Source organism: Nocardioides sp. NBC_00850, from assembly GCF_045207335.1.
In the GTDB taxonomy this organism is placed as follows: domain Bacteria; phylum Actinomycetota; class Actinomycetes; order Propionibacteriales; family Nocardioidaceae; genus Nocardioides.
The window spans coordinates 239274-262363 of sequence record NZ_CP108845.1 but is presented as its reverse complement, the minus strand read 5'-3'; the positions used below and the strand labels follow the sequence as shown (position 1 = coordinate 262363).

Genomic DNA, 23090 nt, shown 5'->3' with positions numbered 1-23090 from the left:
TCGGTGCCCTACTCTCCTTTGGGAAGAAGGCACTTTGAAGTGGCGTACGCACCTGGAGGTCTGCCATGGGGACGACGACGGCCGAGCGGCCGAGCGGATTCGACGCGTTCTCGGCGCTGTGTCCGAGCCGGCGGCTGCTGGACACGATCGGTGACAAGTGGGTGAGCCTGGCGATCGTGGCGCTGGGGCTCCGCGGCCCGCTGAGGTACTCGGAGCTGGCCTCGCAGATCGAGGGGGTGAGCCAGAAGATGCTGACCCAGTCGCTGCGGAGGATGGAGCGCGACGGTCTGCTGATCCGCACGGTGACCCCGTCGGTGCCGGTCCGGACCGACTACGAGCTCACCCCGCTCGGGCAGACGCTGCTGCCGGTCATCGGCCACCTCAAGGCCTGGGCCGAGGAGCACATGCCGGAGGTCGACGCGGCTCGGACGGCGTACGACAGCAGGGTCTGAGATTTTCTCGAGATCCGACGCAACGAAGCGTGCGGTCCGCGCGTCTCAGGATTGGGACGATGAGTTAACTGGCTGGATCTATCTGGCTGGCATCTGCTACTCGAGGAGCGAAGATGCGGCACCTACGACTGATGGTGGTCGGAATCGGGGTCCTCGGCGTGCTCGCGGTGGGAGGTTGTGGGTCGACGAAGGACGGGGCGGTCGACTCGTCACCATCTGCCTCCGGGACCGCGGATCCCGCCCAAGCGAGCAGCACACCATCGTCCCCGACTCAGTCCTCACCGGCGGCCACGGGGGGTTCGCCGGTGAGGACTGAGTCCTCTGCTCCCTCTGACCCTGCGCCGGCGGATCGGAAGACACCGAAGTGCACCGACGCCGACCTGAAGGCCGGCTACCGCGCGACCGACTCCGGCGCCGGATCGCGGTTCGGCGAGATCACGCTGACCAACGTCTCCGACCGTGCGTGTGCCCTCGGCGGCTTCGGCGGACTGTCCTACGTCGGGGGTGGCGACGGCACCCAGGTCGGCGCGCCCGCGGCGCGTGAGGGCAAGTGGCGCACGGTGATCATGAAGCCCGGTCAGGTGGCCGTGAGCGAGGTCTCCGAGTCGATGGCCGAGAACTACCCGGCCTCGGCCTGCAAGCCGACCGAGGTGGACGGGTTCCGGGTCTACGTGCCGGACTCCTACGACTCCCAGTTCGTTCGCCACGAGACCACCGGGTGTGCGGACAAGAACGTGTCGCTCCTGTCTCATCACGCGTTCCACTAGCGGCCATCCGGCTGCGGGATCCTGTCGGGCATGAGACGTGTCCGAGCAGGCCTCCTCGTGGCCGCAGCGCTCCTGGCGAGCTCCGCCATCACCCCGGCGTACGCCGAGAACGATCCGCGTACCTTCGACCTCCAGGCGCACCGCGGCGGCATCGCGCTGACGGTCGAGAACACGCTGCCGGCCTTCGAGCGGGCGCTCCAGCTGGGCGTGAGCACTCTCGAGCTCGATGTGCAGATCACCGAGGACGGCCATGCGGTCGTGACGCACGACCGGGACCCGAACCCGGCCAAGTGCGTCGACACCGCGCCGGCGTTCCCGGGCGACCCCGAGTTCCCGTACGTGCCGAACCGGACCTACATCAAGGACCTGACGCTCGCGCAGGTGCGCACGATCGACTGCGGGTCGCTGCGGCAGCCTCAGTTCCCCGACCAGGTGCTCTCGCCGGGCGAGCGGATGCCGCTGCTCTCGGAGGTGTTTGCCCTGGTCAACAGCTATCACGCCGGCCAGGTCCAGCTGAACGTGGAGACGAAGGTCGAGGCTGGGGCGCCGGAGCAGACCGCGCCGCGCGAGCAGTTCGTCCGCGTCGTCCTGGCCGAGATCAGGTGGGCGCACATCCGCAACCAGGTCACGATCCAGAGCTTCGACTGGGGTGCGCTGAAGCGGTTCCGCGAGGTCGAGCCGCGGCTGCCGATCGTCGCGCTGACCAACGGGCAGCAGTTCCTCCAGCAGGGACAGCCGGGCGCCTCGCCGTGGTTGGGCGGGATCGACATCGACGACTTCGAAGGGTCGCTGCAGGAGCGGTACGTCGCGGCCGCGGACTCGTTCGGGGCGGATGCGGTCTCGCCGGTCCACGGCGACCCGCAGGGCGGATCGGTGTTGGATCCGGGCTATGTGCCGTTCACGAACCAGGAGCTGGTCGACGCGGCGCATTCGCGCGGCATCGCGGTCGTGCCGTGGACGGTGGACGACGTCGCCACGATGGAGCATCTGATCTGGCTCGGCGTCGACGGACTGATCACCGACAGGCCGGACGTGCTGCGGCAGGTGCTGGCCGAGCACGGCTACAAGCTGCCACGCATATACCGAGGTCACCGCTAAGAAAGTCGTTTACCCTCTGGGGTATGGCAGCTGATCTGGACAGACACGTCCGCGGGATCGTCGATGGCGTCGCCTACCTGGTGCTGGCGACCTCGGATCCCGATGGCCGGCCGCGTACGTCGCCGGTCTACTTCTCCCACGACGGCTACCGAGACCTCTACTGGGTCTCGGCGCCCGATGCGCAGCACTCCCGCAACCTCATTCGCGACCCGCGCGTGGCCGGGGTCATCTTCGACTCCTCGGTGCTGCCGGGGTACGGGGCGAGCGCTGCGTACGTCACCGGAATGGCGCGCCAGGTGCCCGACTTCGAGCTCGAGAAGCGCTGCGCGGTGGCGTTCCACCGGCTGGTCGGGACGGCTCGGGCGTTCAAGCCCGAGCAGTTGCGCGGCGACGCATCGCTTCGGCTCTACGTGATGGACGTAGAGCTCTGGGAGGCTCACCTTCCGGGCGTCGATCCTGATGACGAGTCCGTGCCCGAGACCAGGGTCGAGGCAGCCCCGGAGGTCTGAGGCGGGGTCAGGTCGTGGGGCGGAAGAGGAGGTGGATCTCCTCGCGCAGCTCGAGCCGCTCGATGCCGATGTCGTAGACCGGCTCCAGGGTCTCGGGCCGGAGCACCTCGTCGACGGTGCCGCGAGCGGCGACGCGGCGCTGGTCGAGCAGCACCAGGTCGTCGCAGTAGCGGGCCGCCAGGTTGAGGTCGTGGAGCACGACGATGGCCGTCGTCCCAAGCTTCCGCACCAGGGACAGGATCTCGTGCTGGTAGCGGATGTCGAGGTGGTTGGTCGGCTCGTCGAGGAGCAGGTGGGTCGCCTCCTGCGCCAGCGCCCGCGCGATGAGCACCCGCTGCCGCTCGCCCCCGGAGAGGGCGGCGAAGGAGCGCGGGCCGAGGTGGGTCCCGCCGACCCGCTCCAGGCACTCCGCCGCGATCGCCAGGTCGTGCTCGCCGGCCCTGGCGAAGGCGGACAGGTGCGGCGTACGTCCCAGCAGGACCATCTCGCCGGCGGTCAGAGTTGTGTCAGTGCCGGACTCCTGGACGACCACGGCCAGGCGCCGGGCGACCTGCTTGGCGGGGAGCCCGGCGAGGTCGTCGCCGTCGATCTCGACGGTGCCCGTGCCTTGGAGGGCGCCGTAGAGCAGCCGGAGCAGCGTCGTCTTGCCGCTTCCGTTCGGGCCGATCAGACCCAGCACCCGGCCCTCGTGGGAGGCGACATCGACGTGCTCGAGGATCGTCGTGGTGCCGTACGTCCAGGACAGGCCTGCTGCCTCGATCACCGGCCGAACCTGTCGATGATCCGCTCCAGGCCGTCGACGGAGAGGGCAGAGGGCGGCTCGGTGAAGTTGAACAGCTGCGCCATCACATCGCCGTTCTTGACCGCGGTGAGGTCCTCGGCGCCGGCGAGCTGAGTGATCGACTCCTCGACCTGCTTCGGGTCGCCGGAGTTGTGGAGCAGGATGATCACGTCGGGGTCGCGCTCGAGGAGATCCTCGGTCGAGACCTCGAAGACGCGCTCGTCGACGTCGGCGAAGACGTCCTCGAACCCGGCCGCCTCCAGTTGCGGGTGGGCCATCGACCTGGTGCCGTAGGCATAGGTCACGCCGCCGCCGACGGTGGGGTAGAGCACGGCCGCGGTACGTCCCTCGCCGACCTTCTGCTTCTCCAGCTCCATCACGCGTCTGCGCAGGTCAGCGACGGCCTTGGCGGCTTCGTCCTCGCGGTCGAAGACCTTCCCGTAGGTCTCCAGCTGGCTGTAGACGTCGTCGAAGCCGGGGTCGTCGACGCCCTCGGGGCACATCGCCGGCTCCTCGAGGAGGTCGATGTCGACGGCGTCGAGGGTGTCGCGCGAGAGGTTGTCGACCTCGCCGAGGACCAGGTCGGGCTCCTCGGCGATCACGATCTCCTTGGAGATCTGCAGGTGGCCGCTGGTGTCCATCTCGTCGGTGAGCAGCGGGATGTCGTCGAGCTCGGCCTGGGTCTCGGTGTCGTAATAGTCGGCGGGGTACTCGCCGGCCCTGGCCACGACCTGGTCCATCACGCCGAGCGCGTGCAGGTAGGGCACCGCCGAGCTCTTCAGCATCACGACGCGTTCCGGCGGAGCGTCGAAGGTGACCTCGGCGCCGCAGTTCTCGATGGTGACTGGGAAGCCGGCGGTCGCGGGCGCGTCGCTGGCGGCGTCGGCGCCGCACGCGGTGGTCGTGGCCAGCACGAGAGCGGCGGTGGCGAGCATGGGGCGGATCATTTCGGCTCCTTGATGGTCAGGCGTCGCGCGCCGAGAAGCGCCGGATGAGGACGATGAGGAACGGGGCGCCCAGGAGAGCGGTGACGATCCCGATCGGGATCTCCTGGGGCTGGAGGAGCACACGGGCGAGCACGTCGGCCCAGATCAGCAGGATCGCGCCCATGAGAGCGGCGGCCGGGATCGCCACGGAGTGGGCGGAGCCGACGGAACGCCGCGCCAGGTGCGGCACGACCAGGCCGACGAAGCCGATGCTGCCGGCGGCCGAGACGACCACGCCCACGGTCAGCGCCACGAGGACCAGCAGCAGAGTGCGGAAGCGGTCGGGGGAGATGCCGAGGGTGTGGGCGGTCTCGTCGCCGATCGCGAGGGCGTCGAGACCACGACCGGACAGGGTCAGCAGGGCGATGGTGGCGAGCACGGCGACGGCCACGACGGCCATCAGGCCGTTCCACTGGGCAAGGCCGAGCGAGCCGAGCAGCCAGAACATCACCGACCGCGCACCCTCGGCCGAGCCCGAGGCGAAGATCAGGAAGCTGGTCAGGCCGTAGAGGAGGTAGCCGACGGCGACGCCGGAGAGGAGCAGCCGCAGCGAGGTGACCCGTCCGCCGCTGCGGGCGAGCGCGAACACCAGGAACGAGGCCGCAAGGGCGCCGAGGAAGGCCGAGCCGGGCAGGGCGTACGCCCCCAGGCCGGTGCCCGCGCCGAAGAGGATCGCCGCCGCGGCTCCGCTGGAGGCGCCGGAGTTGATCCCGAGCAGATAGGGGTCGGCGAGCATGTTGCGGACCATCGCCTGCAGCGCCATGCCGGTGACGGCCAGGCCCGCTCCGACCAGGGCACCGAGGAGCACGCGGGGGAGGCGTACCTTCCACACGATCGCCTCCTCGGTGGCCTTCCAACCGGCCTCGGGCAGGCCGAGGAGGTGGTGGCCGAGGATCTGGGCGACGGTCCCCGGAGTGACGTACGCAGCACCCAGTCCGACCGCCACGACGACCGTCAAGGCGGCGGCTGCGAGGAGGCCCAGGAGCCAGATGACGGCGCGCCGACGGCGGCGAGGTACGCCGAGAGGGTCGTGCACGTGGGGGCCTTCCGAGACTGCTTCGGGACTAATGCGAAGAACTTGCAATAAGTTAGCAGAGGCTCGCTTCGGCCAGAGGTGAGGGTTCTTTCGCGGGCCGTTGGCCGGTTCTGGGAAGATATGCGCATGACCTCGTCCCTTCCGCAGTCAGCTGACGTGCTCGTCGTGGGGGCAGGGCCCGCGGGCTCGGCCGCGGCGGCCTGGCTGGCGCGCGCCGGGGTCGATGTCCTGTTGACCGACGCGGCCGTCTTCCCGCGTGACAAGACCTGCGGTGACGGGCTGACTCCGCGCGCGACCCACGAGCTGGTCCGGCTCGGGCTGGAGGACTGGCTGCGTGCGCACCCGGTCTCGAAGGGCCTTCGGGCACACGGCTTCGGGCAGACGCTGCACCTGCCGTGGCCGGGCGGAACCTTGCCGTCGTGGGGTTCGGCGGTGCCGCGGACCGAGCTCGACGACCACCTGCGCACGGTGGCCATCAAGTCCGGCGCGACCGCTGTCGACGGCGTCCGCGCGGTGGACGTGCGATGGGACGGCGAGCGGATCGCCGCCGTGCTTTTCGACGGCGGGCAGGAGGTCGCCTGCCGGTCGGTCGTGGTCGCCGACGGCGTGCGCTCGCCGCTCGGCAAGGTGCTGGGCCGGGAGTGGCACCGCGACACCGTCTACGGCGTCGCGGGACGGGCCTACATCGCCTCCGACCAGGCCGACGACGAATGGATCTCCTCCCACCTCGAGCTGCGTGACGAGTCCGGTGAGGCGCTGCCGGGATACGGCTGGATCTTCCCGCTCGGATCGGGCGAGGTGAACATCGGCGCGGGTGCGCTGGCCACCTCGAAGAGGCCCGCGGACGTCGCGATCAAGCCATTGATGAGGCACTACACCGAGCAGTGCCGCGAGCAGTTCGGGCTCACCGGCGAGCTGCGGGCGGAGAAGTCCGCGCTGCTGCCGATGGGTGGTGCGGTCTCCGGTGTCGCCGGCGCCAACTGGGCGCTGATCGGCGATGCCGCCGGGTGCGTGAACCCCCTCAACGGTGAAGGGATCGACTACGGCCTGGAGACCGGACGGATCGTCGCCGACGCGCTGATCGCGGGCGAGGATCTGGCCACCGCGTGGCCGGCGACCCTGCGTGAGCACTATGGAGAGGCGTTCTCCGTCGCCCGTCGTCTGGCCGGGATCGCGACCCGTCCGCGCCTGGTATCCACCCTCGGACCTGCGGGAATGCGGTCTGACTGGCTGATGACGCTGGCCCTGCGGTGGATGGGCAACCTGGTCACCGACGACGACCGCGACCGGGCCGCCAAGGTGTGGCGCTGGGCCGGTCGCCGCTCGTTGGCTCTCGACTCCCGACCCCCGTTCAGCTGATGGCGACGCGGAATCGGGGCCGCAGTGGGCGGCGACGCAAGCTTCCGAAGGTGCAGCGGGTGGGGGCGTACGCCGTCATCATCCGGGCGGGCGCGGCGGCCGAGCCGGAGATCCTGCTCAGCCGGCTCTCGGAGAAGGTCACACCGGAGGAACGGTGGACGCTGCCCGGTGGCGGGATCGACCACGGCGAGGACCCGCGCGACGCGGTCGTGCGCGAGGTCTACGAGGAGGCCGGGGTGCCGGTCGAGGTCGGCGTCGAGGCGCGGGTCTACTCCGTCCATCAGGCCAAGGCCTGGCGGCTGGGCCGGCGGGTGAACTCCCACGCGATCCGGATCGTCTACGACGGCTGGGTGCCCCACGACGCTCCCGAGCCGCAGACGATGGAGGTCGACGGGTCCACCGCGGAGGCGGCCTGGCTGCCCCTGGCCGCGGTGACGAGCGGCGAGATCCCGACGTCTCCGCTGGTCACCGATGCCCTCGAGGTGCACAAGCCGGCACGGATGCAGCGGCTCGCCGCGTACGCGTTCATCACCCGCCCCTCCGACGACGCGATCCTGCTCACCCGGATCTCGCCGCTCGGCTACCACTCGGGCACCTGGACACTGCCTGGTGGTGGGGTCGACTTCGGCGAGCAGCCGCGCGAGGCGCTGGTGCGCGAGGTGGCCGAGGAGTGCGGCCTCACCTGTGAGGTCGGCGCCGTGCTCGATGTGCACGACGTGAACATCACCGGCACGGCCCCGAGCGGCCGTCACGAGGAGTTCCACGGCGTCCACCTGATCTTCGCCGCGACCGTCGCCGACGGCGAGGATCCGCGGGTGGTCGAGCAGAACGGCACGACGGACGCCGTACGCTGGGTCACCCGCGCCGACCTGGAGACCCTCCCCCTCCTGGACGTGGTGCAGGCAGCCCTAGCCGCCGAAGCGTCGAAATCTGGCGCCGAGTAGTCGAAATCTGACGCCGAGGCGTCGATTTCTGACGGTGAGAGGTCAGTTCTCGTCGCCGATGTGGCGTACGGAAAATCGACTTGTCGACGTCGAAAATCGACTTGTCGATGCCAAGAACTGACGTCTCGCGGGTCAGTCCAGGGCGGTCCGGGTGCCTACGTTCTGCTTTTCGGCTGTGGTCAGGATTACCTCGGCGGCGGCTGCGTCTTGGACGCCTACGCCTACCGAGAGGTAGGTGAGGACGTCCGCCGGGCTGCGGTCGAGGGCGGCGTTGCCGGTCAGGAGCGAGCCCAGGTCGGTGATCTGGTCCGGGTCGACCGAACCCGAGGCCACCGCCTCGACGAGGGGGCCGGAGTCGGTCAGCGCCGAGGGGCGGTAGTCGACGACGACCGTGGAGCGTGACAGCAGCGACGGCGGCATCTCGACGCGGTCGGGGGCGAAGGAGCCGACGCTAGCCACGGTGGTGCCGTCGGTGACCCAGGCGTCCTCGATCACCGGGGTGAGGGACGAGGTGCAGAGGACGACGATGTCGGCCCGGCGTACCGCTTGGGGAAGGTCGTGGGCGGCGCGAGCGCCGTTATGGAGGGCGATCTCCTCGGCCGCGGCGGTGTTGCGGCCGAAGATCCAGAACTCGGCGTTGGGATGCGTGACGGCGAAGGCGTCGAGGTGGGCTCGGGCCTGGGCGCCGGTGCCGACGACGAGCACGTTCCGGGCGTCGGAAGCGACCTGCTGCATGGCGAGGGTGGTCGCGGCAGAGGTGCGCAGGCCGGTGACGCTGTCGCCGTTGATGATCGCGCGCGGTGCGCCGGTCTCGGCGTCGAGGACCGTGATGACCGAGTGCACGGCACCCAGCCCACGGGCGGCGTTGGCCGGGTTGACGCTGCCGAACTTGCTCACCGCGGGAGCGTCGGGGGCGATCCGGGAGGAGTAGCAGAACGAGACCGACTCGTCCGGTCCAGGCACGAGGAGCCGGGGAGGCTGGACGGCCTCCCCGGCTCCCAGCCGGGTGAACGCCTCGCGCTGGGACTCCAGCGCGAGACTGGGTGTGAAGATGCTGCGTACGTCTGTGGCGGAGAGGATCCTGACGGTCACCCCGCCACGCTAGTCCCTCAGGCGGTGGCCTTCTCCGAGGTCTCCTCGAGCGCCACGTCCTTGGTCTCCTTGCCGATGACCAGCGAGATCAGGGTGATCACGGCCATCACGGAGAGGTAGACGCCGACCAGGACCGGCGAGCCGTCGGCCTGCTTCCACAGCGCGACCGCGATGAACGGCGCGACCGCGGCGCCGAGGATCGAGGCGACGTTGTAGGAGATGCCGGAGCCGGTGTAGCGCACGCTGGTCGGGAACAGCTCCGGCAGCAGCGCGCCCATCGGCCCGAAGGTGAGGCCCATCAGGGAGAAGCCGAGGACCAGCCAGAGGAGCACGCCGACGGTTCCGGCGTTGACCAGCGGCACCCAGGCCAGGCCGAAGACGATGATCCCGAGGGTGACCGCGATCAGCAGACGACGGCGGCCGTAGCGCTCGGCCAGCGGCCCGGAGACCATGGTGAAGATGCCGAAGAAGATCACGCCGAAGATCAGCATCAGCACGAAGGTCGTGTAGCCGTAGCCCAGGCCAGGCACGGGGAGGTCCTTGGCGGCGGTGCCGAACGACAGCGAGAACGCGGTCATCAGGTAGAAGAGCACGTACGTCGCCAGCATGAAGAAGGTGCCGAGGACCAGCTGCTTGCCCTGGTTGCGCACGACCGAGGCGAGCGGGACCTTGCGGACCAGGCCGGCGTCCTGGCTCTTGGTGAACACGTCGCTCTCGACCAGGCGCAGCCGGACCCAGAGACCGACGATGACCATGACCGCGGAGAAGAGGAACGGCACCCGCCAGCCCCACGCCAGGAAGGCGTCGGAGGGCTTGGTCGGGTCGGCGCCCTCGGCGGAGAGCAGCGCCGCGATCGCCAGGAACAGACCGTTGGAGAGGATGAAGCCCAGCGGCGCGCCGAGTTGCGGGAACGTACCGAAGATCGCGCGCTTGCCCTCGGGGGCGTTCTCGGTCGCGACCAGCGCGGCACCGCTCCACTCGCCGCCGAGCGCGAAGCCCTGGGCCAGGCGCATCAGCACGAGCAGCGCGGTCGCGACCCAGCCGACGGTCTCGTACGTCGGGAGCGCACCGATCAGGAAGGTCGCGATGCCCATGGTGAGCAGCGAGATGACCAGGGTCGTCTTGCGGCCGAGCCGGTCGCCGAGGTGGCCGAAGAAGATCGCGCCGATGGGGCGGGCGACCATCGCGGCGCCGAAGACCGCGAAGCTCGCCAGGAGCGCGGTGGTCGGGTCGCCGGCCGGGAAGAAGAGGGCGGGGAAGACGAGGACGGCCGCGGTTGCGTACGCGTAGAAGTCGTAGAACTCGATCGTCGTCCCGATGAGACTGGCGACGAGCACGCGCGAGCGCGGGTTGGCCGGTGCGGGGGTGGCGGACATGGTCTCTCTCCGAGGTCTGGAAGTTCCCGCGCTCTCGCGGGCCGTCCCATTATATGAGAGTCGAATATCGCTCACTGAGACGGGTTCGGGTTGTGGTCACCGGTGGTGGGCGCTGGACGGTGATGACGTGACGGTCTGTGACAATGAGCGGGTGAATGCGACTGCCTCGGATCTGGCGAATGAGCTGCGCAACCAGGGGATCAGCCGGGTCGACGACTCGCCGCTGGCCCGGGCGCTCTACTCCAGCGACGCGAGCCTCTACCGGGTCGTGCCCTCCGTCGTCGTACGGCCGCAGTCCCGCGACGAGCTGCTCGCGGTGCACGCGGTGTCCCGCTCGGCCGGGGCGCCGGTGACGATGCGAGGTGCGGGCACCTCGATCGCCGGCAACGCCGTCGGGTCCGGGATCATCGTGGACACGCGCGACCTGCGGACCATCTACGAGATCGACCCGGAGGCGCGCACCGCGCGGATCGACCCGGGCGTCGTGCACGCCGACCTGCAGCGGGCGGCGGCCCCGCACGGGCTGCGGTTCGGGCCCGACCCGTCCACCCACACCCGCTGCACCATCGGCGGGATGATCGGCAACAACGCATGCGGAAACCGTGCGCTGGGCTACGGCCGCACGGTCGACAACATCGAGGCGCTGACCGTCCTCTTCGGCAACGGCGAGCAGGCGACGTACGCCGATGGTGTCTCTTCCGGGGAGACCGCGGAGCGGCTCCAGGCGCTCGTCGGTGCCAACCTCGGGCACGTACGGACCGAGTTCGGCCGGTTCGGGCGCCAGGTCTCGGGCTACTCGCTCGAGCACCTGCTGCCCGAGAAGGGCGGTCGGGTCGACCGGTTCCTGGCCGGCACCGAGGGCACCCTGGCGACCGTCCTGGAGACGACCGTGCGGCTCGTCGAGGACTCGCCCGGGCGGCTGCTGCTGGTGCTCGGCTACCCGACGATGGCGGAGGCCGCCGACGCGGTGCCTGCGCTCCTGCAGGTGGCGCCGGGGCGGCTGATCGCGTGCGAGGGGATGGACGCCCGGATCGCCGACCTGGTGCGGGCCAAGGGCCGCTCGGTGCCGGACCTGCCCAAGGGGGCCGGCTGGCTGATGGTCGAGGTCGCCGGACAGGACGCTCCTGACCTGGTGAAACGTATCGCGGCGGAGTCGGGCGCGCTCGAGTCGCGGGTGGTCGTCGATCCCCTCGAGGCGGCCGCGCTGTGGCGGATCCGCGAGGACGGTGCCGGGCTGGCCGGGGTCTCGCTGCCCACGCCGGCCCACTCCGGCTGGGAGGATGCCGCGGTCCCGCCGGAGCACCTCGGTGCCTGGCTGCGCGACTTCGAGGGGATCCTTTCGGACTTCGGGCTGCACGGCTATCCCTACGGCCACTTCGGCGACGGCTGCATCCACTGCCGCATCGACTTTCCGTTCGCGCCGGACGCGCCGGAGTCGGCCCAGGTGTTCCGGGAGTTCATGACCGCGTGCGCGACGCAGCTGGTGACCTACGGCGGCTCGCTGTCGGGCGAGCACGGTGACGGGCGGGTGCGCTCGGAGCTGTTGCCCATCATGTACGACTCCACCTCCATCGATCTCTTCGAGCAGGTCAAGGGCATCTGTGACCCCTCGGAGCTGCTCAACCCGGGCAACATCGTGCGGCCCGCGTCGATCACCGACGACCTGCGTCCGGTGCGACCCCGTACCCTTCCTCGGACCGGCCTGCGGCTGATCCACGACTCCGGTGACCTGGGTGCTGCCGTGCACCGCTGCACCGGCGTCGGCAAGTGCGTGGCCCCGAAGACCGCCGGAGTGATGTGCCCCTCCTACCTCGCGACCCGCGAGGAGAAGGACGCCACTCGTGGGCGTGCGCGGGTGCTGCAGGAGGCGCTCGACGGGTCGCTCGTCGGTGGGCTCGGCGACCCCGCGGTGAGCGAGGCGCTCGACCTGTGCCTGGCCTGCAAGGGGTGTGCCTCCGACTGCCCTACGGGCATCGACATGGCGACGTACAAGTCCGAGGCGCTCTACCAGAAGCACGACGTCCTCGGCGAGCGGCGGCCGCGGTCGCACGCTCTTCTCGGGCAGCTCCCGAAGTGGGCACGGCTCGCGGCGCCGTTCACTCAGATAGCCAACGCGTCGCTGAAGATCTCGCCGCTCGCCAAGATCGCCAAGAAGACCGCCGGCATCGACCAGCGGCGCTCGATCCCCGCCTTCGCACCGAAGACGCTGAAGCGGTCGGCGCCGACCGCGAAGCTCCCCGAGACCCCGGACGTGTGGATCTGGGCCGACTCCTTCACCGACCACTTCTTCGCCCAGTCCGGCCACGGCGCGATCGCCTGGCTCGAGTCGCAGGGCCTGACCGTCCGCGTGATCGGCGAGAAGGCCTGCTGCGGGCTCACCTGGATCACGACCGGCCAGCTCGATGACGCGCGGAAGATCATGGAGAAGACCGTGCGTACGCTCGCCCCCTATGTCGCCTCCGGCGTCCCCGTCGTCGGCCTGGAGCCGTCGTGCACCGCGACGCTGCGGTCGGACTCGGTGGAGCTCTCGGCGCTGCCCGAGGCCGAGGTCGTACGTGACGGGATGCTCACCTTCGCCGAGCTGGTGAAGCGGCTGGTGGGCGAGGGGCGGGCGACGCTGCCCGACCTGACCGGCGTCGAGGTCGTCGCTCAGCCGCACTGCCACCAGCACGCCGTCCTGGGCTGGGTCGACGACGAGGCGCTGCTGACGCAGGCCGGGGCGAAGGTCACCCGGGTCTCCGGCTGCTGCGGCTTGGCCGGCAACTTCGGGGTCGAGGAGGGGCACTACGAGGTGTCGGTCGCGGTCGCGGAGACCCACCTGCTCCCGGCTGTCCGGTCCCACCCCGACGCTGTCATCCTGGCCGACGGGATGTCGTGCCGCGTCCAGCTCGACGACCTCGCCTCGGTGCCGACCATGCACCTCGCCGAGCTCTTCGCGTCACGCGTCTGAGGGCGGGCTGGATCAACCCAGCCAGAGCAGCGCCACGGCGACGAGCATCACGGCCGCGGTGAGTCCGTGGACCCCGAAGGCGCGCGCCTTGCTCCCTCGGTTGCCGAGAATCACGAGCATGTCGCCGACCGGGATCATGGCCTCGACGAGGACCACCCAGGGCACGGCGTCGGGTTCCACGAAGATCAGCGGGATCAGGACGAGGCCGCTGGCGATGTCGCGTACGCCCTTGAGCTGCCACCAGGCGCGGGCCTCGGCGGCGGGCAGGACCGGCAGGCCGAAGCCGGCCGCGTTGGCCTCGTTCCTCAGTAGGTACATCACGCCGACGTAGATGATCCCCAGGGCGACGATCCAGATCAGGACCATTCCGATGGTGTACAGCATCTCTGCTCCTCTGATTATCTGTGCAAGATTTTCTAGCAATGCTAGATCACGGAGCCAGTTACGTCTAGCGCTGCTAGATCTTTGCTGCGGCGGCCCGGATCATCGGCCTGCTTGCCGCGTGAGACGGCTGCGGCGATGGGTGTTGGCGCCCGGGCCGCGCCTAGACTGAAGCGGTGAACCCGCGTTACCGCCGAATGATCATTCCCGGCGCGCTGGTCGCCCTTCTGCTGGTGGTCGTCATTGCTGGGGTGCTGAGTTGAGCAGGGAGTCCGAACCGCTGTTGCGGGCGCTGAACCGGATGCGTTCGGTGATCCTCGATCCCGACCAGCTGGTCAAGGCGGTCGCGTCCGGCAAGCAGCGTGGCAGCGCGCCGAAGTGGCGTCGCGCCGAGATCCGCTACGTCGACCTGAAGGCCGGACGACACCTGCAGATCACGACGTACGACGCGACCCAGGCGTTCACCGCGAACCACCCGGTGGGTGACCCGACCGCGCTGGACGATCTGCTCGACGTACCGTTCGCGAACTGGGTCGTGACGACCGCGACCGAGCAGACCCAGATCCAGGCTAAGTCGCCGACGACGGCACTCGTCTCGACCACGGAGCTCACGGCTCCGGTCGAGGCCGAACGCGGTCATGACCAGGCAAAAGAGCGACTGCTGCCGGAGTCCGACCCGGTCTTCCGAGTGCTCGGTCTCTCGGACAAGGACGGAAAGCTGAAGCCGTCGCGCCAGGCGAAGTACCGCCAGGTCGAGGAGTTTCTGCGCCAGCTCGACGCCGCCCTGACCGACGCGATGAAGTCCGGCAAGGTCCGCACGCCCACCGCCGAGGAACCGCTGCGGATCATCGACCTGGGTGCCGGCAACGGCTACCTGACCTTCGCCGCCCAGCGCTACCTCACCGAGGTCCGCGAGCTGCCCGTCGTCGTCACTGGCGTCGACGTCAAGGAGCAGTCGCGCGAGCACAACTCGAAGATCGCTGACGAACTGGGAGTGCACGCCGAGTTCGTGGCCGGGACGATCGAGGGCGTACAGCTCGACGAGAAGCCCGACGTGGTGCTCGCTCTGCACGCCTGCGACACCGCCACCGACGACGCCCTCGCCCGGGCGATCGAGTGGGAGGCGCCGCTGGTGCTGGCCGCGCCGTGCTGCCACCACGACATCGCCGCCCAGCTGCGCAAGGCCCCGACTCCGGCGCCCTACTCCATGCTCACCCGTCACGGCATCCTCCGCGAGCGCTTCGCCGACACGCTGACCGACGCCCTGCGCGCCAGCCTGCTGCGCCTGTCCGGCTACCGCGTCGAGGTCGTGCAGTTCGTGGAGAGCCAGCACACCCCGCGCAACACCATGCTCCGCGCGATCCGCACCGGCTCGCCGGTCAAGGGCGGTTCGGTGAAGAAGGAGTACGACGAGCTCGTGGCCGAGTGGGGCGTACGTCCGAAGCTCGGCGAGCTGCTCGCGGAGCGATGAGATCCGAGCGATGAAGGCGGTCGTCGCCGCGGGCGCACTCGGGCTGGTGCTGATCTCGGCCGTGCCCGCGAGCGCCGCGGGTGACGACGTGCTCTTCGCCTTCTCCGACCCGACGATCAGCGAGGCCAGCGCGCTGACGCCGCTCGGCAAGGGTCTGTACGCCACCACCAACGACTCCGGGGACAGCGGCCGCGTCTTCACCGTCGACTCGAGCGGTGACACGATCGGGGTGACCCACTGGGCTGCCGACCCGGTCGACGTCGAAGGTCTCGCTCCTGCCGGCGACAACCACGTCTGGGTCGGCGACATCGGCGACAACAACAGCGTCTGGGACTCGATCAGGATCGCGAAGGTACGTGTCGGGCGAGGCGAGCGCACGGTCTCGCCGACCGTCTACGAGCTGGTCTACCCCGACGGGCCGCACAACGCCGAGTCCCTGCTGGCCCACCCCGACGGCCGCGTCTTCGTCGCCACGAAGGACTGGGGAGGCGGGCGGCTCTACGCCGTGCCGAAGCAGCTCGACCCCGACAGCCCCAACCGATTGAAGGAGGTCGCCCCGGTCATCCCGATGGCCACCGACGGCGCCTTCTTCCCCGACGGCAAGCACCTGGTCGTACGCGGCTACTACTCCGCCACCATCTACGCCTGGCCCTCGATGGACCGAGTGGGCTCCTTCCGGACCCCTGACCAGGAGCAGGGTGAGGCCATCGGCGTCACCTCGCAGGGCGAGGTGGTCGTGACCAGCGAAGGCATCCGCGCCGAGGTGATCAGGGTCGACCCCGAGCTGGTCGGTGAGGTGCTCGGCGACAAGCCGTCCCCGACCGCCGACCCGACCCCGGACGCAGACGAGCCGACGGCTGAGGATGGCGGCGGAGACAAGGGTGGCGACGACGGTGGTTCCGCCGGCCCGATCGCCCTGGTGGCGCTCGCCGTCGCTGCGTACTTCATCTTCCGCAAGCGCAGCTGACGCCGAGTCGGCTCGTCATGACGAGCCGACTCGGCGAATCAGAGGCGGTCGACGACCCAGTCGATGCAGGCGGTGAGGGCCTCGATGTCGGCGGCGTCGACGGAGGGGTACATCGCGATCCGGAGCTGGTTGGTGCCGACGCCGCGGTAGGCGTCGAGGTCGACGACGCCGTTCTCGGCGAGCACGCGGCGCAGTTCGTCCTTGTCGATGCCGGCGTCGAGCTCGACGGTGCCGACCACGAGGGAGCGGTGGGTGGGGTCCTCGACGAACGGACGGACGTACGGCGCCTTCTCGGCCCACGCGTAGAGAGCGTCGGAGGAAGCGGTGGTGCGGGCGACCATCGCGTCCAGCCCGCCGGAGGAGTTCATCCAGTCGAGCTGCTCGGCCATCAGGAAGAGCGTCGCGACGGCCGGGGTGTTGACGGTCTGCGCGCTGCGGGACTGTTTGATCGCCTCGGTCAGCGAGAAGAACGACGGGATGTGCCGGCCGCTCGCCGCGATCTCCTCGGCCCGCGCGATCGCGGCGGGGGAGAGCAGGGTCAGCCACAGACCGCCGTCGGAGGCGAACGACTTCTGCGGCGCGAAGTAGTAGACGTCGCTCTGGGTCACCTCGAGCGGCAGCCCGCCGGCGGCCGAGGTCGCGTCGACGATGGTGAGCTGGTCCGGGCCCGCGCCGGCCGGACGTACGACCGGTGCCATCACACCCGTCGAGGTCTCGTTATGTGTCCAGGCGTAGACATCGACGTCGTACTCGTACGCCGGCGCGGCCAGCGACCCCGGGTCGGCCGAGATCACCGACGGGTCGGCCAGCCATGGGGCCGCCTTGGCCGCGGAGAGGAACTTCTTGCCGAACGCTCCGAAGACGGCGTGCTGGCTGCGCTCGCGCACCAGGGCGTACGTCACCAGGTCGAAGAACGCCACTGAGCCACCGTTGCCGATGACGACCTCGTAGCCCTCCGGCAGCGAGAACAGGTCGGCCAGCCCGGTCTGCACGCGGCGGACGAGATCCTTCACCGGCTGCTGCCGGTGAGAGGTCCCCATCACCGACACCCCGGTCGCGGCGAGCGCCTCCAGGCGGCCGGCGGGCACCTTGGACGGCCCGGACCCGAAACGTCCGTCGGCGGGCAGGAGGTCGGCGGGGATCTGCAGCGTCATAAACCCATTCTCGCAAGTTGCGGGCATCGGCCAGAATACCGACGTGTCTGTTGAGATTCGCCGGGTCGCGTACGACCACCCTGATGCTCAGAAGCTGGTCGACCGGGTCCAGGAGTTCTACGTCGAACGCTACGGCGAACCCGACTACGACCCGACCGTGCCGGAGATGTTCGAGCTGCCCGTGGGCGCATACTTCCTGGGCTACCTCGACGACGTCCCGGTCGCCTCCGGCGCCTGGCGACGCTCCGGCGAGCCCGCCCTAGGGACCGTGGTGACCGCCGAGATCAAGCGGATGTACGTCGTGCCGGAGGCCCAGGGCCAAGGGCTAGCCAAGCGGATGCTCGCCCACGTCGAGGCCTCGGCCCTCAGCGCCGGCTTCGAGGCCATGGTCCTCACCACCGGCGGCCTCCAGCACGAGGCCATCGGTCTCTACGCTGCCAAGGGCTATGTCGACGTCGAGCCCTTCGGCTTCTACAAGGACGACGACCTCGTGGTCTGCATGGCCAAGCGCCTCGACGGCTGACCCTCTGCCGACCCCCACAACGCAGGAACCGACCGGCTGAAGCCGGTCGGTTCCGTGAGTGAGAGGTGTCTACTTCGCCCAGTCGGCGTTCCAGCCCTCGACCGCGTCGGCGGGGCGGGGGGAGGGGCCGGTGTAGATGGCGCTCGGGCGAATCAGGCGCCCGGTCTTCTTCTGCTCCAGGATGTGGGCGGACCAGCCACCGGTGCGGGCGCAGGTGAACATCGAGGTGAACATGTTGGCCGGGATCTGGGCGAAGTCGAGGACGATGGCCGCCCAGAACTCGACGTTGGTCTCCAGGACGCGGTCGGGGCGCCGGGCGCGAAGCTCCTCGAGCGCGGCCTTCTCCAGAGCCTCGGCGACCTCGAAGCGGGGCGCGTTGAGCTCGCGGGCGGTGCGGCGCAGGACGCGCGCACGCGGGTCCTCGGCGCGGTAGACACGGTGGCCGAAGCCCATCAGCCGCTCGCCGGAGTCGAGCAGCCCCTTCACATAACCGGAGGCGTCGCCCGACTTCTCGACGTCCTCGATCATGCCGAGCACGCGTGAGGGCGCGCCACCGTGCAGGGGCCCGCTCATCGCGCCGATCGCGCCGGAGAAGGCCGCGGCCACGTCTGCGCCGGTGGAGGTGATCACCCGAGCGGTGAAGGTGGAGGCGTTCATGCCGTGCTCGGCGGCCGAGGACCAGTAGGCGTCGATCGCGTGGGCGTGGGCGGGGTCGGCCTCGCCTCGCCAGCGGATCAGGAAGCGCTCGGCGAGGGTCTTGCCCTTGTCGACCTCGCGCTGCGGCACGATCGGCAGGTGGATGTCGCGGGCCGACTGGCCGGCGTACGAGAGGACCATGACGGCCACGCGGGCGAGGTCTTCGCGGGCCTGCTCGTCGGAGATGTCGTAGGTCTGCCCGAACCCGAAGGCGGGCGCGAGCATGGGGATGGCGGCCTGGACGTCGACGCGCACGTCACCGGTGTGCACCGGCAGGTTGTAGGCCTCCGCGGGCGGCAGGCCGGGGCCGTAGGAGCCGTCGATCAGCAGGCCCCAGACGTTCTCGAACGGCACTCGGCCGACGATGTCCTCGATGTCGACCCCGCGGTAGCGAAGTGCCGATCCCTCTTTGTCGGGCTCCGCGATCTGGGTCTCGAAGGCCACGACGCCCTCGAGACCGTGCTGTACCTGGCTCACTGCCGTCTCCCATTCTCCTAGTGTCGTTCCGCATTCTGCCCCACCCGCCCAGAAGATAGGCTCGACGGCATGGATCTGGCGGCTGAGCTGGCGGCAGCACGAGAGAACTACACCCGCAGCGGGCTGCACGAGGACGACCTCGCGAGCGACCCGTTCCTGATGTTCGAGAGGTGGTACGCCGAGGCTCGGGACGCCGGCATCGTCGAGCCCAACGCGATGGTGGTCTCGACCGTCTCGGCGGACGGCGCGCCCTCGTCGCGGACCGTGCTGCTGAAGGGCTTCTCGACCGAGGGCTTCACGTTCTTCACCAACACCGCCTCCCGCAAAGGTTCCGACCTCGCGCACAACCCGCGCTGCGCGGTGCTCTTCCCGTGGCACCCGCTGGAGAGGCAGGTACGCATCGACGGGCTCGCCCACGAGCTCTCCCCAGAAGACGTCGGGGCCTACTTCTCCCAGCGCCCGCGCGGCTCCCAGCTCGGTGCGCACGCCTCCCACCAGAGCCGGGTCGTCGCCGGGCGCGAGGAGCTGGAGGCGGCATACGTTCGGATCGAGGCGCAGTTCGAGGGCCAGCCGGTCCCGGTGCCCGAGGAGTGGGGCGGCTACAGGGTCGAGCCGGAGCGGGTGGAGTTCTGGCAGGGGCGGCCGGGGCGGATGCACGACCGGCTCGTCTACCTGCGCGATGGCGACAAGTGGCGCACCGAGCGGCTGGCCCCGTGACGGGTCCGACCGGGATGGAGCGGGTCACCCAGGCCCTGGGCGGACGGTTCGCCTACGGCGCCGACTACAACCCGGAGCAGTGGCGGGAGGAGGTCTGGGACGAGGACGTACGCCTCATGCGGGAGGCCGGGGTCAACCTGGTCAGCGTGGGGATCTTCTCCTGGGCCCTGCTCGAGCCCGAGCCCGGGACGTACGACTTCGACTGGCTCGACCGGGTGCTCGACAAGCTGCATGCCGGCGGGATCGCCGTTGACCTGGCGACCGCGACCGCGAGCCCGCCGCCGTGGTTCCTCGAGCGCCACCCGGAGGCGACGCTCGTCGACCAGATCGGCAACCCGCGCGCGTTCGGCGCGCGTCAGGCGTACTGTCCCTCGTCGACCGCCTACCGCGACGCCGCCACGACCCTCATCACCGAGCTGGTCAAGCGCTACGACGACCACCCGGCGGTGGTGATGTGGCACGTCAACAACGAGTACGGCTGCCACAACGACCACTGCTTCTGCGATGCCAGCGCGGTGGCTTTCCGGCGCTGGCTGCAGGAGCGTCACGGGTCGGTCGAGAAGCTCAACGACGCGTGGGCGACGGCCTTCTGGAGCCAGCGCTACACCAGCTGGGAGCAGATCGGGCCGCCGCGACAGGTCTCCTACGGCAACTTCGCCAACCCCGGGCAGCAGCTGGACTGGTGGCGGTTCTGCTCCGACGAGATCCGCGACATCTACCGGGTCGAGGCGGCGGCGGTGCAGGCGCACTCCGACAAGCCCCTGACCACCAACTTCATGGGCTTCCGCAAGTCGCTCGACTACCGCAGCTGGGTCGACGTCGGGGACCTCGTCTCCAACGACCACTACCTCGCCGCCGCCGACGAGGACCGCACCCCGCAGCTCGCCATGACCGCCGACCTGACCCGCTCGCTGGCCCACGGTGAACCGTGGCTGCTGATGGAACACTCCACCTCCGCGGTCAACTGGCAGCCGCGCAACCTCGCCAAGACCGCCGGCGAGATGCGCCGCAACTCCTTCCAGCACGTCGCGCGTGGCGCGGACGGTGCCCTGTTCTTCCAGTGGCGTGCCTCGCGCGGTGGCGCGGAGAAGTTCCACTCCGCGATGGTCCCGCACGCCGGCACCGAGAGCCGGCTCTGGCGAGATGTCGTACGCCTCGGGGCGGATCTCTCCGCGATCGCGGAGGTCGCCGGCACCCGGGTGGAGCAGGCGAGCGTCGCGATCGTCTTCGACTGGGACTCGTGGTGGGCGGCGACCTTCGACTCGCACCCGTCGGTCGACGTCGATCCGATGGCGACCGCCCGGGCCTGGCACAAGGCCTGCTGGGCACGCAACCTCGGCGTCGACATCGTGGGGGTGACCGACCCGCTCGAGGGCTACGACGTGGTGGTGCTGCCCGTCCAGTACCTGCTCGCCGACGAGACCGTCGACCGGCTCAGCGCCTTCATCGAGGCGGGCGGCACCCTGGTCGCCACCTACTTCACCGGGATCGTCGACGAGCACGACCACATCCGGCTGGGCGGCTACCCGGGCGCGCTGTCCGATCTTCTCGGCGTGCGGATCGAGGAGTTCTGCCCGCTTCCCGAGGGCGACGAGATCCCGCTGACCGCCTACGGCTCCGGTGCGATCTGGAGCGAGCGCGGCCGCGCCGTCGGGGCCGATGTCGTGGCTGCGTACGCCACCGGCGACTGCGCCGGCGATCCGGCCGTCACGCGCAGACGCGTCGGCAAGGGCACGGCCTGGTACGTCGGCACCGAGCTCACCCCCGACGCCCTCGACACCCTGGCCACCCAGATCTTCACCTCGACCAAGCCGGTCGTCGGGGGCCTGCCCGAGGGCGTCGAGGCGATCCGGCGGGTCGGTGAGCAGGGGACGTACGTCTTCGTCATCAACCACACCCACGAAGCGGTCATCGTCCCCGTCCGTGGGACCGACCTGCTCTCCGGCAACGAGGGCGGACCGCACCTGGTCCGTGCGGGTCAGGTGGCGGTCATCAGGGAGAGGTGACGACACCTCGAGGGACAGCCGACCGGTAGCGGCGGGGCTTGCCTTCGCCCAGGTCGGCGAGGGTGTCGACGCGGCGGACGGTGACGTCGCGGGCGAGCATGGTGCCGAGGCGCGCGGCGACCGCGGCGGCGTCGCCGCCTGCGATGGTTGCGACGACGGTGCCGTCGGCGGCCTGCTCCACCGACCAGCCACGGGCGCCCGCGTCCTGGAGATGCTGGGTGAGGTCGACGCAGGGGACGAGGGTGCCGGCCGGGGTGGTGAAGACGGTGGCCTCGCGCCCTTCGAGGGCATCGATCGCGAGCCTGCCGTCGACGCGAACCAGGCGGCCGGTGTCGCCGGTGCGGTAGCGGGCCAGGGGGAGAAAGGCGTTCTCACCTGCGGTGACGACGATCTCGCCGATCTCGCCCTCGGGGAGCGCGGAGCCGTCGGGACCGAGGATCTCGACGTGCACTCGGCGGTCGGCGACGACGAACGGGCCGCCGGCGGTGCTGACCGCCACCGGCCGGGTCTCGTGCAGCCCGTAGACGTCGATCACGGGGCACTCGAAGGTCCGCTCCAGGTCGGCGCGCAGCGTCGCGCTCAACGCCATCGCGGAGGAGATGATCGCGATCGGGCGTACGACGTCGCGGAGGTCGAGGAGATGCTCAAGCGACGTGGGGTGGCCGGAGACCACCTGCGGGTCGGCGTCGCGCAGGAACGCCCGCTGGCTCTCGAGAGGCCACTCGCCGGGGTGCAGGTTCACCCGCGCGACCAGGCTCTCGCCGAAGCCGGGAGCGACCGAGACGTACGTGAACGCCTGGCGCTGCCACACGACCTGCACCACGGCGAAACGAGCCGGGTCCGGCGCCCAGCCGCCGGTCAGGCCGGCGACCAGATCGCGCAGCCAGTGGAACCCGCGGGCCAGCTCGTCGGGATCGTCCGGCATGACCAGCGCGGCCCCGGTGCTCCCCGAGGAGGTGCCGTGCAGCATCCGTCCGTAGTCGGCGTCCAGCGGCACGAACCCGCCGATGTCCTCGACCAGGTTCTGCCGGTTGATCAGCGGAAACTCGCTGAGGGTGTCGAGCGTCCCCCGATGCCGACGGTACGCAGGCAGGGACCGCGCCACCGCCAGGTGCTGCTCCAGCCAGCCCGCGAGCGGAAGCTGTGACCGGGCCGCCTCCTGCTCGGCCGGAGTGAGCCGGTGGCCGACCCGGTGTCGCCAGACGGGCGCCGCGGGATGGCCGTCCGCCGCGGCCAGGCGAGCTTCGCCGGCAGCCGAGAGACCCGGCCAGCGCTCGGCGTCGGTGAGGGCGGCCGAGGCCATCGGGGTGTATTCGGCCAGGTCAAGCGGGTCCTGTGTCTCGCTCAC

The 23090-nt window shown here is 70.2% G+C and carries 21 protein-coding genes; 12 read left to right on the top strand and 9 right to left on the bottom strand.

What is annotated here, in order from left to right:
- The first annotated feature begins 65 nt into the window (after positions 1-65).
- The 4 genes from OH802_RS01250 to OH802_RS01235 all read left to right on the top strand — a co-directional run bounded on the left by OH802_RS01250 (position 66) and on the right by OH802_RS01235 (position 2826).
- Complete coding sequence (locus OH802_RS01250) at positions 66-452, top strand: winged helix-turn-helix transcriptional regulator (RefSeq protein ID WP_406024372.1); 387 nt, start codon at positions 66-68, stop codon at positions 450-452.
- 305 nt (positions 453-757) lie between these two features.
- Positions 758-1219: a DUF4232 domain-containing protein gene (locus tag OH802_RS01245; protein WP_406024370.1), complete on the top strand. Its 462-nt coding sequence runs from the start codon at positions 758-760 to the stop codon at positions 1217-1219.
- A 30-nt stretch (positions 1220-1249) separates the two neighbouring features.
- Complete coding sequence (locus OH802_RS01240) at positions 1250-2317, top strand: glycerophosphodiester phosphodiesterase family protein (RefSeq protein WP_406024368.1); 1068 nt, start codon at positions 1250-1252, stop codon at positions 2315-2317.
- A 23-nt stretch (positions 2318-2340) separates the two neighbouring features.
- On the top strand, positions 2341-2826 hold the full coding sequence (locus tag OH802_RS01235) for a pyridoxamine 5'-phosphate oxidase family protein (RefSeq protein WP_406024366.1): 486 nt from the start codon (positions 2341-2343) through the stop codon (positions 2824-2826).
- 7 nt (positions 2827-2833) lie between these two features.
- Here OH802_RS01235 and OH802_RS01230 read toward each other — a convergent pair whose 3' ends face one another.
- The 3 genes from OH802_RS01230 to OH802_RS01220 are packed head-to-tail and all read right to left on the bottom strand — an operon-like array spanning position 2834 to position 5629.
- Entirely contained in the window at positions 2834-3589 is a 756-nt protein-coding gene (locus OH802_RS01230; RefSeq protein WP_406024364.1) for an ABC transporter ATP-binding protein, read from the bottom strand.
- A complete protein-coding gene (locus tag OH802_RS01225; protein WP_406024362.1) occupies positions 3586-4554 on the bottom strand; it encodes an ABC transporter substrate-binding protein in 969 nt (322 codons plus the stop codon). Before OH802_RS01225 ends, OH802_RS01230 begins: the two co-directional genes overlap by 4 nt.
- 16 nt (positions 4555-4570) lie before the next feature.
- A complete protein-coding gene (locus tag OH802_RS01220) occupies positions 4571-5629 on the bottom strand; it encodes a FecCD family ABC transporter permease (RefSeq protein ID WP_406024360.1) in 1059 nt (352 codons plus the stop codon).
- A gap of 126 nt (positions 5630-5755) precedes the next feature.
- Here OH802_RS01220 and OH802_RS01215 point away from each other — a divergent pair, with 126 nt between their 5' ends.
- The gene (locus tag OH802_RS01215; protein ID WP_406024358.1) at positions 5756-6988 is read left to right on the top strand and encodes a geranylgeranyl reductase family protein; all 1233 of its coding nucleotides are present in this window, start codon (positions 5756-5758) and stop codon (positions 6986-6988) included.
- Positions 6988-7932, top strand: a complete 945-nt coding sequence (locus OH802_RS01210; RefSeq protein ID WP_406024356.1) for an NUDIX domain-containing protein — start codon at positions 6988-6990, stop codon at positions 7930-7932. Before OH802_RS01215 ends, OH802_RS01210 begins: the two co-directional genes overlap by 1 nt.
- Positions 7933-8064: 132 nt before the next feature.
- Here the strand turns inward: OH802_RS01210 and OH802_RS01205 are convergent, their stop codons facing one another.
- Both OH802_RS01205 and OH802_RS01200 read right to left on the bottom strand, forming a co-directional pair.
- Positions 8065-9024, bottom strand: coding sequence for an ornithine cyclodeaminase family protein (locus OH802_RS01205; RefSeq protein ID WP_406024354.1), 960 nt, complete (start codon positions 9022-9024; stop codon positions 8065-8067).
- A 17-nt stretch (positions 9025-9041) separates the two neighbouring features.
- Positions 9042-10400, bottom strand: coding sequence for an MFS transporter (locus OH802_RS01200; protein WP_406024352.1), 1359 nt, complete (start codon positions 10398-10400; stop codon positions 9042-9044).
- A gap of 151 nt (positions 10401-10551) precedes the next feature.
- On the opposite strand from OH802_RS01200, the gene OH802_RS01195 reads away from it, so the two are divergent.
- Entirely contained in the window at positions 10552-13350 is a 2799-nt protein-coding gene (locus OH802_RS01195) for an FAD-binding and (Fe-S)-binding domain-containing protein (protein WP_406024350.1), read from the top strand.
- A 12-nt stretch (positions 13351-13362) separates the two neighbouring features.
- Here OH802_RS01195 and OH802_RS01190 read toward each other — a convergent pair whose 3' ends face one another.
- On the bottom strand, positions 13363-13734 hold the full coding sequence (locus OH802_RS01190; RefSeq protein WP_406024348.1) for a DUF4267 domain-containing protein: 372 nt from the start codon (positions 13732-13734) through the stop codon (positions 13363-13365).
- Between the two features lie 256 nt (positions 13735-13990).
- Between OH802_RS01190 and OH802_RS01185 the strand changes: the two genes are divergently transcribed.
- Positions 13991-15202: a class I SAM-dependent methyltransferase gene (locus tag OH802_RS01185; RefSeq protein ID WP_406024346.1), complete on the top strand. Its 1212-nt coding sequence runs from the start codon at positions 13991-13993 to the stop codon at positions 15200-15202.
- A gap of 10 nt (positions 15203-15212) precedes the next feature.
- Entirely contained in the window at positions 15213-16169 is a 957-nt protein-coding gene (locus OH802_RS01180; RefSeq protein WP_406024344.1) for a hypothetical protein, read from the top strand.
- Between the two features lie 38 nt (positions 16170-16207).
- On the opposite strand, the gene serC is transcribed toward OH802_RS01180, so the two are convergent.
- Positions 16208-17323 carry a phosphoserine transaminase gene (serC, locus tag OH802_RS01175; RefSeq protein WP_406024342.1) on the bottom strand — a complete coding sequence of 372 codons (1116 nt, stop codon included), beginning with the start codon at positions 17321-17323 and terminating at the stop codon, positions 16208-16210.
- Between the two features lie 43 nt (positions 17324-17366).
- Here serC and OH802_RS01170 point away from each other — a divergent pair, with 43 nt between their 5' ends.
- Positions 17367-17846, top strand: coding sequence for a GNAT family N-acetyltransferase (locus OH802_RS01170; RefSeq protein WP_406024340.1), 480 nt, complete (start codon positions 17367-17369; stop codon positions 17844-17846).
- Between the two features lie 69 nt (positions 17847-17915).
- Here the strand turns inward: OH802_RS01170 and OH802_RS01165 are convergent, their stop codons facing one another.
- On the bottom strand, positions 17916-19019 hold the full coding sequence (locus OH802_RS01165) for a citrate synthase 2 (RefSeq protein WP_406024338.1): 1104 nt from the start codon (positions 19017-19019) through the stop codon (positions 17916-17918).
- Positions 19020-19088: 69 nt separating this feature from the next.
- On the opposite strand from OH802_RS01165, the gene pdxH reads away from it, so the two are divergent.
- Positions 19089-19736 (top strand): pyridoxamine 5'-phosphate oxidase, encoded by a 648-nt coding sequence (gene pdxH / locus OH802_RS01160; RefSeq protein WP_406024337.1) that lies wholly within the window; start codon positions 19089-19091, stop codon positions 19734-19736.
- Positions 19733-21742, top strand: a complete 2010-nt coding sequence (locus OH802_RS01155) for a beta-galactosidase (protein ID WP_406024335.1) — start codon at positions 19733-19735, stop codon at positions 21740-21742. The genes pdxH and OH802_RS01155 overlap by 4 nt, the downstream gene beginning before the upstream one ends.
- Here the strand turns inward: OH802_RS01155 and OH802_RS01150 are convergent.
- Positions 21729-23090 carry a hypothetical protein gene (locus tag OH802_RS01150; RefSeq protein WP_406024333.1) on the bottom strand — a complete coding sequence of 454 codons (1362 nt, stop codon included), beginning with the start codon at positions 23088-23090 and terminating at the stop codon, positions 21729-21731. The genes OH802_RS01155 and OH802_RS01150 overlap by 14 nt on opposite strands.

What these genes read in the sequence shown, in the direction of transcription:
- pdxH (WP_406024337.1), top strand. Translation starts at nt 19,089, where the DNA reads ATGGATCTGGCGGCTGAGCTGGCGGCAGCACGAGAGAACTACACCCGC.
- OH802_RS01180 (WP_406024344.1), top strand. Translation starts at nt 15,213, where the DNA reads ATGAAGGCGGTCGTCGCCGCGGGCGCACTCGGGCTGGTGCTGATCTCG.
- OH802_RS01215 (WP_406024358.1), top strand. Translation starts at nt 5,756, where the DNA reads ATGACCTCGTCCCTTCCGCAGTCAGCTGACGTGCTCGTCGTGGGGGCA.
- OH802_RS01200 (WP_406024352.1), bottom strand. Translation starts at nt 10,400, where the DNA reads ATGTCCGCCACCCCCGCACCGGCCAACCCGCGCTCGCGCGTGCTCGTC.
- OH802_RS01210 (WP_406024356.1), top strand. Translation starts at nt 6,988, where the DNA reads ATGGCGACGCGGAATCGGGGCCGCAGTGGGCGGCGACGCAAGCTTCCG.
- OH802_RS01240 (WP_406024368.1), top strand. Translation starts at nt 1,250, where the DNA reads ATGAGACGTGTCCGAGCAGGCCTCCTCGTGGCCGCAGCGCTCCTGGCG.
- OH802_RS01190 (WP_406024348.1), bottom strand. Translation starts at nt 13,734, where the DNA reads ATGCTGTACACCATCGGAATGGTCCTGATCTGGATCGTCGCCCTGGGG.
- OH802_RS01250 (WP_406024372.1), top strand. Translation starts at nt 66, where the DNA reads ATGGGGACGACGACGGCCGAGCGGCCGAGCGGATTCGACGCGTTCTCG.
- OH802_RS01225 (WP_406024362.1), bottom strand. Translation starts at nt 4,554, where the DNA reads ATGATCCGCCCCATGCTCGCCACCGCCGCTCTCGTGCTGGCCACGACC.
- OH802_RS01235 (WP_406024366.1), top strand. Translation starts at nt 2,341, where the DNA reads ATGGCAGCTGATCTGGACAGACACGTCCGCGGGATCGTCGATGGCGTC.
- serC (WP_406024342.1), bottom strand. Translation starts at nt 17,323, where the DNA reads ATGACGCTGCAGATCCCCGCCGACCTCCTGCCCGCCGACGGACGTTTC.